This window comes from Cupriavidus sp. HPC(L) (assembly GCF_000307735.3).
GTDB lineage: Bacteria > Pseudomonadota > Gammaproteobacteria > Burkholderiales > Burkholderiaceae > Cupriavidus.
Window position 1 is genome coordinate 1 of sequence record NZ_AMPR02000162.1, and the last position, 7,088, is coordinate 7,088.

General features: G+C 68.4%; 8 protein-coding genes and 1 pseudogene. 6 read left to right on the forward strand and 3 right to left on the reverse strand.

Annotation, left to right across the window (positions count from 1 at the left end):
- The 6 genes and pseudogenes from B551_RS26530 to B551_RS11200 form a co-directional block, all read left to right on the forward strand.
- Nucleotides 1–325 (forward strand): annotated as a pseudogene (locus B551_RS26530) (acetyltransferase); the annotation flags it as partial.
- 150 nt (nt 326–475) lie between these two features.
- On the forward strand, nt 476–1,501 hold the full coding sequence (locus B551_RS11180) for a UDP-2,3-diacylglucosamine diphosphatase (protein WP_023264096.1): 1,026 nt from the start codon (nt 476–478) through the stop codon (nt 1,499–1,501).
- Between the two features lie 69 nt (nt 1,502–1,570).
- Nucleotides 1,571–2,686, forward strand: a complete 1,116-nt coding sequence (locus B551_RS11185) for a glycosyltransferase family 1 protein (RefSeq protein ID WP_006577680.1) — start codon at nt 1,571–1,573, stop codon at nt 2,684–2,686.
- Nucleotides 2,607–3,086 carry a diacylglycerol kinase gene (locus B551_RS11190; RefSeq protein ID WP_082928248.1) on the forward strand — a complete coding sequence of 160 codons (480 nt, stop codon included), beginning with the start codon at nt 2,607–2,609 and terminating at the stop codon, nt 3,084–3,086. Before B551_RS11185 ends, B551_RS11190 begins: the two co-directional genes overlap by 80 nt.
- 128 nt (nt 3,087–3,214) lie before the next feature.
- Nucleotides 3,215–3,949: a TetR/AcrR family transcriptional regulator gene (locus B551_RS11195; protein WP_006577682.1), complete on the forward strand. Its 735-nt coding sequence runs from the start codon at nt 3,215–3,217 to the stop codon at nt 3,947–3,949.
- Entirely contained in the window at nt 3,946–4,530 is a 585-nt protein-coding gene (locus tag B551_RS11200; RefSeq protein ID WP_006577683.1) for a TIGR00730 family Rossman fold protein, read from the forward strand. The genes B551_RS11195 and B551_RS11200 overlap by 4 nt, the downstream gene beginning before the upstream one ends.
- Nucleotides 4,531–4,536: 6 nt before the next feature.
- Here B551_RS11200 and B551_RS11205 read toward each other — a convergent pair whose 3' ends face one another.
- The 3 genes from B551_RS11205 to B551_RS11215 all read right to left on the reverse strand — a co-directional run.
- Nucleotides 4,537–5,157, reverse strand: coding sequence for a DUF924 family protein (locus tag B551_RS11205; protein WP_006577684.1), 621 nt, complete (start codon nt 5,155–5,157; stop codon nt 4,537–4,539).
- Between the two features lie 255 nt (nt 5,158–5,412).
- Nucleotides 5,413–5,916, reverse strand: coding sequence for a group II truncated hemoglobin (locus B551_RS11210; protein WP_023264098.1), 504 nt, complete (start codon nt 5,914–5,916; stop codon nt 5,413–5,415).
- A gap of 33 nt (nt 5,917–5,949) precedes the next feature.
- The coding region (locus tag B551_RS11215; protein ID WP_023264099.1) for an ABC transporter permease at nt 5,950–7,088 on the reverse strand (1,139 nt) is incomplete at its 5' end.

The window sequence follows — 7,088 nt, forward strand, 5'->3', positions numbered from 1 at the left end:
CGTCACGCTGGGCACGCCGCACCACGGCTGCACGCTGGCCAGCATCGGCAGCGGCGCCAATGCGCGCCAGATGCGCTGCGGCAACGACTGGCTGCAGGCGCTGGCGCGCAGCGAAAGCCCGCGCGACCGCGCCGCGATGGTGTCGATCTTCAGCTGGCACGATTCGATCGCCGGCCCGGCCGAAACCAGCTGGCTCGACGGCGCCCACAACGTGGCGCTGGCCGGCATCGGCCATGTCTCGCTGCTGCGCGACGCACGCGCCGTCGACGCGGTGCTGGCAGCGCTGGACCGTCTCGCGCACGCCCCTGCCGCGGCCGCTTCCTGATCCCCGGCTGATCGAACGCTGGCCCGCGGCATCGCCGCGCCTGCAGGTCGCCCACCGTCTTTACGGTTGGTCACATGTCATTCATGTTTCCGTCACGGCGCCGTCATCGATGGCTGGCTCAATGCAGTCATCGCCGTCACCGGGGCCGCCATGGTCAGTCCACTCCGTTCCGCCCGGGCACATCTGGCCCGCGCCGCGCAGCGACTGCGCGGACGCTCCGACCCGATGCTGCCGCTGGCCGCCATTCCCGGCATGCCAGCCGCCTTCATGCCGCCCGGCCTGGACCGTGCGCCGGCCACCGCCTTCCCCGCCGACACCGGCCGCCCGGACCAGCACGACCGGCGCGACCCGGTCCCCGCCGCAGCCCCCTCTCCCGAGCCGCCCGAAGTCGAGCGCTACCGCGCAATCTGGCTGTCCGATATCCATCTGGGCACGCCGGGCTGCCAGGCCGACTACCTGCTCGATTTCCTCAAGCACAACGAGTCCGACACGCTGTACCTGGTCGGCGACATCATCGACGGCTGGCAGCTGCGGCGCGGCTGGTACTGGCCGCAGAGCCACAACGACGTCGTGCAGAAGCTGCTGCGCAAGGCGCGCAAGGGCACCGAGGTCATCTATGTCCCGGGCAACCATGACGAGGTCGCGCGCCAGTTCGATGGCCTGGCCTTCGGCGACGTGGTGGTGCGCGAGGAAGCGGTGCACGTGACCGCCACCGGCCGGCGCCTGTGGGTCGTCCATGGCGACCTGTTCGACGGCGTCGTGCAGCACGCGCGCTGGCTCGCGTACCTGGGCGACACGCTGTACACGCTGATCCTCGCGCTGAACCGGCATTTCAACCGCATCCGCGCGCGGCTGGGCTTTCCCTACTGGTCGCTGTCGCAGTACCTGAAGCACCAGGTCAAGAACGCGGTCAACTACATCAGCTCGTTCGAACACGCCATGGTCGAGGAAGCGCGCCGGCGCGGCTGCGATGGCGTGGTCTGCGGCCATATCCACAAGGCCGAGATCCGCGAGGTCGACGGCCAGCTCTACTGCAACGATGGCGACTGGGTCGAGAGCCTGTCGGCGCTGGTCGAGACCGTCGAGGGCGAGCTGAAGATCGTCTACTGGACCACGCTGCGCGACCCCGCACCGGCGGTCGCGCGCCGCACGCGCAAGAGCGCGGCGACGGCGTAGCGCCGCGCCGCATTCCGACCGACCGCTGCTGGGCAACCGATACCGCGGCTTTCGCCGCAAGGACACACCATGAAAATCCTGATCGTCACCGATGCCTGGGAACCGCAGGTCAACGGCGTGGTTCGCACGCTGAAGTCGACCCGCCGCGAACTGCAGGCGATGGGCCATACCGTGGAACTGCTGACGCCGCTCGAATTCCGCACGGTGCCCTGCCCGACCTACCCCGAGATCCGCCTGTCGCTGCTGCCCGGCGCCGCGGTGCGCCGGCGCATCCGCGAGTTCGCCCCGGACGCGCTGCATATCGCCACCGAAGGCCCGCTCGGCCTGGCGGCACGCCGTCACGCGGTGCGCCAGAAGCTGCCGTTCACCACCGCCTACCACACCCGCTTTCCCGAATACGTGCAGGCGCGCTTCGGCATTCCGCTGGCCTGGACCTATCGCTTCCTGCGCTGGTTCCACGGTCCGGCCCAGGCAGTGATGGCGCCGACCCCGGTGGTGCTGCAGGACCTGCACCGCTTCGGCATCGAGCATGCGGTGCTGTGGACGCGCGGCGTCGATCTCGACGTGTTCGTGCCGCAGCCGGTCAACGTGCTGAACACCGCCCACCCGATCTTCCTCTACGTCGGCCGCGTCGCCGTCGAGAAGAATGTCGAGGCCTTCCTGTCGCTCGATCTGCCCGGATCGAAATGGGTGGTCGGCGACGGCCCGGCGCTGCCCGCGCTGCGGGCCCGCTATCCGAACGCGAACTACCTGGGCGTGCTGAGCCAGCCCGAACTCGCCAAGGTGTATGCTTCGGCCGATGTCTTCGTGTTCCCGAGCCGCACCGATACCTTTGGCCTGGTGCTGCTCGAAGCGCTGGCCAGCGGTCTGCCGGTGGCAGCCTATCCGGTCACCGGCCCGATCGATGTGCTGGGCGACAGCGACGCCGGCGTGATGCACGAGGATTTGCGCGAGGCCTGCCTCGAAGCGCTGCGCATCGACCGCGCCACCGCACGCGCGCACGCCGAACGCTTCTCGTGGCGCGCCGCGTCCGAACAGTTCCTCGCGCATCTGCGACCGCTGCACGGCATGCCGAACGGCCAGGCCGCGCGCCCCCGACAAGATCATGGCGAAACACCCTCTTCCCTCCGACAACTCCGTGCCGAAGCCGACCTTGCCCCGCGAGAACGGCGACTACACGATTGAAGACAACCCCCACAAGGGCAACCGCGGCATTGCCCGCGCCTGGCGGGCCGCGGTCAACTCGCTGTCCGGCCTGCGCTATGCGGTGCTCGAGGAGAGCGCGTTCCGGCAGGAGCTGACGCTGGTCGCGGTGCTGACGCCGCTGGCCTTCCTGCTGCCGGTGACCGTGGTCGAACGGATCCTGCTGCTCGGCACGCTGCTGCTGGTGCTGATCGTCGAGCTGCTGAACTCCAGCGTCGAGGCCGCGGTCGACCGCATCTCGCTGGAGCGGCACGGCCTGTCCAAGCGGGCCAAGGACTTCGGCAGCGCGGCGGTGATGCTGGCGCTGGTGCTGTGCGGCGGCACCTGGCTGGCGATCGCCGCCCCGCACGTGGTGGGCTGGCTGCGCGCGCTGATCGGCTGAGCGGGGACCGCGGCGGCGGAGCGCCGCAGGGGCGCATGCGATGCCATTGCATATAATCGCAGTCCGTCCATTCGCAGTGCGCCGGTCCGTCTGTTTGCGGCCCGCGGCTGCCTAGCTTGCCCGGCCTCATGGAATCCAAACCCCAGACCGGTCCCCGCCGCACGCGGGACCGCATCCTCGATGTCTCGCTGCGCCTGTTCAACGAGGTCGGCGAGCCCAACGTGACCACCACCACCATCGCCGAGGCGATGGAGATCAGCCCCGGCAACCTGTACTACCACTTCCGCAACAAGGACGACATCATCACGTCGATCTTCGCGCGCTTCGAGCAGGAAATGGAGCGCCGGCTGAAGCTGCCCGACGACCACAAGCCGACGCTCGGCGAAAGCTGGGGCTATCTGCAGTACATGTCCGAGTTCCTGTGGAACTATCGCTTCCTGTACCGGGACATCAACGATCTGCTGGCCCGCAACCGGATGCTGGAGACCAACTTCAAGCGGATCGTCGAGCAGAAGAAGCGCTTCGCGCAGGAGATCTGCCGCCAGTTCCTCGACGACGGCGAGATGGAGGCGACGCCCGACCAGGTCGAAGCGATCTGCACCAATATCGTGGTGGTCGCGACCTACTGGCTGTCGTTCCAGTTCGTGCAGCATCCGCGCCAGTACAACGATCCGGAACAGATCCGCGGCTATCTGCACAGCGCCAGCTATCACATCTTCTCGATCCTCGCGCCTTATCTGCGCGGCAATGCGCGCCAGGCCTTCGATCAGCTGGCGCGCGAGTTCGCCGCCGAGAAGGCACAGGCGGCGACCCCGTCGGGATCGACTCCCCCATCCAAACCCAGACAGGAAGGAAAGCAGTGAAATCGGTTTGCGTCTATTGCGGTTCGAGCCCCGGCAACCGCCCGGAATACGCGCAGGCCGCGCGTGCGATGGGCCGCGCGCTGGCCGACAAGGGCCTGGCGCTGGTCTACGGCGGCGGCAAGGTCGGCCTGATGGGCATGGTCGCCGATGCGGTGCTCGAGCATGGCGGCACCGCGATCGGCATCATTCCCGAGGCGCTGATGCACAAGGAGATCGGCCACGCCGGCCTGACCGAGCTGCACGTCGTGCGCAACATGCACGAACGCAAGCAGATGATGGCCGACCGCGCCGACGCTTTCGTCGCGATGCCCGGCGGCATCGGCACCTACGAGGAACTGTTCGAGACCTTCACCTGGCTGCAGCTGGGCTATCACGCCAAGCCGGTCGGCGTGCTCAATGTCGCCGGCTTCTATGACGGCATGATCGGCTTCCTGCGCCATGCAGTCGGCGAAGGCTTCCTGAAGCCCGAACACGCCGGCCTGCTGCGCGTGGCCGACACGCCGGACGGCATCCTCTCGTCGCTGGCCAACGTGCCGCAGCTGCGCGTCGACAAGTGGCAGCAGGCCCGCGACAAGACCTGATCGGATTCAGAAGGACGAGCCCGGCTGGCGCAGGAAGGCGACTTCCTCGTCGGTATTGGGCCGGCCCAGTACCGCATTGCGATGCGGGAAGCGGCCGAAGCGTTCGATCACCACGCGGTGGCGCTCGGCCCATTCGACGACGTCGACGCGCCCCGCGGTGTCCTCGCGCAGCGCCGCCATCAGTTTGACCGCCGCGTGCTGGGCGTCCAGCGCCTCGGCATGCTCGAACGGCATATAGCAGAACATCCGGTGATACGGCGTCGGCAGGCAGCGGTCGTCGCCGCGCTCGACCATCTGCCGGGCCAGCGCCAGCGCCTGCGCATCGGTGGCAAAGCTGCGCGGATCGCCGCGGAACATGTTGCGCGGAAACTGATCGAGCAGCACGATGCGCGCGCAGACCGTCTCCGGCGCGAGCTCGGCGGTGGTCTCGACGAACGCGGACCATCCATCGGTGCCCGCATGCGCGGCCTCCCATGCCGGCAGGAATTCTTCACGCACGCGCGCATCGAACGCTTCGCTGCGCGTGAACCACATCGCCCGTTCGCGATCCCAGTCGGGCGAGTCCGGCGTGCCGAACCAGAAGGCCAGGATGCGCGCGGCGAGGTTGTTGTGATTGGTCTGGTCCATCGTTTGTAATTTCCTTCCCGAATCGAATCCCGCGATGAAGGACTCCCTCTCCCCCTCAGGGGGAGAGGGCTGGGGAGAGGGAGGTGGGTTCAACCGGCAGTGGTATGGCCGCCGCCGCTTGCCCTCTCCCCCGCCCCCTCTTCCGCAAGCGGGAGAGGGGAGTAAACAGTCAGCAACTCAGGTCGGCAACTCAGGTCGGCAACTCAGGTCGGCAACTCAGGTCGGCAACTCAGGCCCGCAACTCAGACCGGCGACTCAGCGCGCCACGTTCCGCATCCAGTCGGCCGTCTGGAACAGCGCCTGCAGCAGCCGCATCTGCAGGTCCTCGGACAGGCCGACGTCGTGCATCGCCATCGCCATGCAGCGCATCCACTGGTCGCGCTCGCTGATGCCGATCTCGAACGGCAGATGGCGCGCGCGCAGCCGCGGATGGCCGAAGCGCTCGATGAAATGGTTAGGCCCGCCCAGCCAGCCGCACAGGAACCAGAACAGCTTGTCGCGCGAGCCGTCCATCGACGCCGGATGCAGCGCGCGCAGGCCGGCGAACTGCGGCTCCAGGTCCATCAGGTCGTAGAAGCGGTCGACCAGCTCGCGCACGCGCGCCTCGCCGCCGATCAGCTCGTAGGCGGTGGGCTGCGCCGCCTGTTCGGTAGCGCCGGTAGCGCCATCGGTAGCGCTGTCGGTGGCGCTGCCGGTGACCTTGTCATTGGCCTGCTGCTCGGCAGCGGTGTCGGCATTCTGCCGGGATACGTCGGACATGGCGGTTTGAATAAATGGAATCGGCTTGCCGGCTCAGGCCTCGCGCAGCGTCGCGAGCGCCGGCTGGCGCAGCACGTCCCGCAGGCCCAGCCAGCCGCCGGCAAAAGCGCACAGCATGCCAGAAACCACGCCGACCGGCACGATCCACGGATTGAGCACATAGGAGAAGTCGAACACGAAGCGCGACAACGCCCAGCCGACCGCGATCGCGCCGATGCTGGCCAGCAGCCCCGCCAGCCCGCCGACGACCAGGAATTCGGCGTACTGCGTCTGCTTGATGGTCGCCGCCGATGCGCCCAGCGCCTTCAGCAGCCCCGCGTCGCGGCGGCGCTCGTCGCGCGCGCCCGCCAGCGCGGCATAGAGCACCGTGACCCCGGCGGCCAGCGTGAAGGCGAACAGGAACTGCACCGCGGCGATCACCTGGTCGAGCACGCCCTGCACCTGCCGCAGGATCAGCTCGGTATTGACGATCGTGATGTTCGGAAAGCGCGCGCTCAGCGCATTGCCCAGCGAGGCCTGCTCGGGCTTCAGGTGGAAGGCGGTGATATAGGTCTCCGGCAGTCCCTGCATCATCGACGGCGGCAGGATCACGAAGAAATTGACGCGCATCGAGCTCCAGTCCAGCTTGCGCAGCGAGGTCACCGGCGCCTCGATCTGCTGGCCCGCCACGTCGAAGCGCAGCGTATCGCCCAGCTTCACGCCCAGCGTCTTGGCGATGCCCTCCTCCATCGACGCCTCGGGCCGCTTGCCGTCGAACCAGCGGCCGGCCACCACGCGGTTGCCCTCGGGCAGCGCATCGGTATAGGACAGGTTGAACTCGCGCTCGACCAGATTGCGCGCGCGGCCTTCCTCGAAGCGCGCGGCCTGCACCGGCTCGCCGCCGATATGGGTCAGCCGGCCTCGCACCATCGGATAGAGCAGATCGTCGATGCCGTCGCGCGCCAGCATCTGGCGCAGCGGCTCGCGCTGGTCCGGCTGGATATTGATGATGAAGCGGTTCGGCGCGTCGGCCGGGGTGGCGTTGCGCCACGAGTCGATCAGGTCGTTGCGCGTCATGCCCAGCAGCAGCAGCGCCATCAGCCCGACGGCCAGCGCGACCGTCTGCAGCACCGTGACCGCGCGGCGGCGCTCCAGCACCGCCAGCGCAAAGCGCCAGCCGACCGCGCGGCCGG